Annotated in this window: 3 protein-coding genes; all 3 read left to right on the forward strand. The window is 73.0% G+C overall.

The window, feature by feature from the left end; translation table 11 throughout:
* Positions 1 to 47 precede the first annotated feature (47 nt).
* The 3 genes from otnK to rraA are packed head-to-tail and all read left to right on the forward strand — an operon-like array spanning position 48 to position 2,554.
* Positions 48 to 1,346, forward strand: a complete 1,299-nt coding sequence (otnK, locus tag FPZ41_RS46025; RefSeq protein ID WP_152870805.1) for a 3-oxo-tetronate kinase — start codon at positions 48 to 50, stop codon at positions 1,344 to 1,346.
* Entirely contained in the window at positions 1,343 to 1,999 is a 657-nt protein-coding gene (gene otnC / locus FPZ41_RS46030) for a 3-oxo-tetronate 4-phosphate decarboxylase (protein ID WP_322621587.1), read from the forward strand. The genes otnK and otnC overlap by 4 nt, the downstream gene beginning before the upstream one ends.
* 54 nt (positions 2,000 to 2,053) lie before the next feature.
* On the forward strand, positions 2,054 to 2,554 hold the full coding sequence (gene rraA, locus FPZ41_RS46035) for a ribonuclease E activity regulator RraA (RefSeq protein WP_322621588.1): 501 nt from the start codon (positions 2,054 to 2,056) through the stop codon (positions 2,552 to 2,554).
* The last annotated feature ends 77 nt before the right edge of the window (positions 2,555 to 2,631 follow it).

Below are 2,631 nucleotides of genomic sequence, written 5' to 3' on the forward strand. Positions count from 1 at the left end.
CCCCGGACCCCGTCCTCCACCCGCACGCCCGAGGAGAGACCACGACCATGACCCTGCGCATCGGCTGCATAGCCGACGACTTCACCGGCGGCACCGATGTCGCCGCCGCCTTCCGGCGCGCCGGCCTGCGCACCGCCCTGGTCTTCGGCACCCCGGACGCCGGCACCGCGCTGCCCGCCGAGTGCGACGCCGCCGTCGTCGCCCTCAAGTCCCGCTCCACCCCGGCCGACGAGGCCGTCGCCGACTCCGTCACCGCCCAGCGCTGGCTGTGGGCGAAGGGCGCGGCACAGATCTACTTCAAGTACTGCTCCACCTTCGACTCCACTCCCCAGGGCAACATCGGCCCGGTCACCGACGCCCTCGTGCACGCCGCCGGAGGGGCAGCCACCCTGCACTGCCCGGCGTCCCCGCCCAACGGCCGCACCGTGTACCAGGGCCACCTGTTCGTCCATGACCAACTGCTGTCGGACTCACCCCTGCGTCACCATCCCCTCAACCCCATGACGGACTCCGCCCTGGTGCGCCTGCTGTCCGCGCAGACCCCTCACCGGGTCGCCCTGATCGACTGGCCGACCGTGCGCCGCGGCGTCGATGCCGTCCGCGACGCCTTCACCGCGCACCAGCAGGCCGGTGCCCGGCACATCATCGCTGACGCCCTCACCGACGACGATCTGGCCGTCCTGGGCGCCGCTGCCCTCGAACTCCCCGTCGTGGCGGGGGCCGCAGGGCTGGCGGAAGGGCTCGGCCACGCCTACCCCACCGCGGGCCCCGCCGCCGACGTCCCCTTGCCGCAGCAGGTCCGCGCCGCTGTGCTGGCAGGCAGTTGCTCAGCCCGCACCCTGGAACAGATCGCCCACTTCTATGCCGCCGGCCTGCCCTCCCTCCACCTCGACGTGCTGGCCGCCGCAGCCGGCCGCGACGTCACCGGCGAGGCCCTCACCTGGTACGACGCCCAGGACCCCGGCCTGCCCGTCCTGATCCACGCCTCCGCCGCACCGGAAGAACTCGCCGCCGTCCAGGCCCAGCTGGGCGTCGCCGAAGCCGCCGCCCAGGTCGAGGAACTCCTCGGCACCCTCGCCTCCCACCTCGTCGAACGCGGAGTGCGACGCCTGCTCGTCGCGGGCGGGGAAACATCCGGCGCCGTCACCACCGCCCTGGGCATCCGCGCGGTGCTGATCGGCGACGAAGCCGATCCCGGAGTGCCGTGGACCCACGCCACACCCGAGGCGGGCGATCTGGCCCTCATGCTCAAGTCCGGCAACTTCGGCGCACCGGACCTGTTCACCCGCGCCCTCAGCACCGCTGGCACGGACATGGGCAAGGACACCGACAAGGAGCAGACGTGACCGCCTACAACACCGCCTACAACGACGAGAAGGCCGCCCGCGCGCTGCTCGTGCGCACCGCCCGCTCCCTGTTCACCCGCGGCCTGACCCACGGTTCCACCGGCAACCTGTCCGTCCGTCTGGCGGACGGCAGCCTTCTGCTCACTCCCACCGGGTCCAGCCTGGGCACCGTCGAAGAAGCCGACCTGTCCCGCACCGACCTCACCGGCCGGCACCTGGACGGGCCCCGGCCGACCAAGGAGGCGTTCCTGCACGCCGCCTTCTACCGGTCCCGGCCCTCCGTCCACGCGGTGGTTCACCTGCACTCCACCCATGCCACCGCTGTCTCCTGCCTGGACGGCGTCGATTCCGCCGACGCCCTGCCCCCGCTGACCGCGTACTACGCCATGCGCGTGGGCACCCTGCCCCTGCTGCCCTACCACGCCCCCGGCGACAGCAGCCTGGAGCCGCTCGCCGAGCGGACCGCCCGCACCCACCACGCGATCCTCCTCGCCAACCACGGCCCCGTCGTCGCCGGTGCCACCCTGGAGAAGGCCTCCGACGCGATCGAGGAACTCGAGGAAACCGCCAAACTGCACCTTCTCCTGCGGGGACACGCCACTCGTCCCCTCACCCCCGAGCAGGCTGCCGCGCTCGCGACCGGTCCATCCTGACGACGGCCGGAACCGGCCCGAACGCGGCAGCCCTTCAGCGAAAGGCACCCTCCCGTGACCGCATCAGTCAGCCCTGTCCCCACCGCCGACCTCGTCGACCTGCACGGCACCGACCTGCGCGTCTGCGACCTGCAGTTCCGCCAGTTCGGCGCACACCGCGGCTTCGCCGGGCCGGTCCGCACCGTCTCCTGCCACGAGGACAACGGCCTGCTCCGCGACCTGCTGCGCACCCCCGGAAACGGCAGCGTCCTCGTGGTGGACGGACAGGGCTCCCTGCGCACCGCCCTGGTCGGCGACCTCATCGCCACGGCCGCTCAGGACAACGGCTGGGCCGGCCTCGTCCTGCACGGGGCCGTGCGCGACAGCGCCGCCCTCGCCGGCCTCCGGCTCGGCATCAAGGCCCTCGGCACCATCCCCCGCAAGAGCGCCAAGAACGCCACCGGCGCCCTCGACGTCCCCGTCACCTTCGGCGGCATCACCTTCAGCCCCGGTGACCTGCTCCACGCCGACGACGACGGCATCGCGCTCCTCCCGCCGCACACCCAGCTCGCCTGATCACTGAGTACGCCCGCTGACACGACACCCGCAGCGCGGGCCTACCGCTCCCCCACCGGTACCCGCCACACCACCCC

Source organism: Streptomyces acidicola, assembly GCF_009377235.1.
Lineage (GTDB): Bacteria > Actinomycetota > Actinomycetes > Streptomycetales > Streptomycetaceae > Streptomyces > Streptomyces acidicola.

What these genes read in the sequence shown, in the direction of transcription:
- otnK (WP_152870805.1), top strand. Translation starts at nt 48, where the DNA reads ATGACCCTGCGCATCGGCTGCATAGCCGACGACTTCACCGGCGGCACC.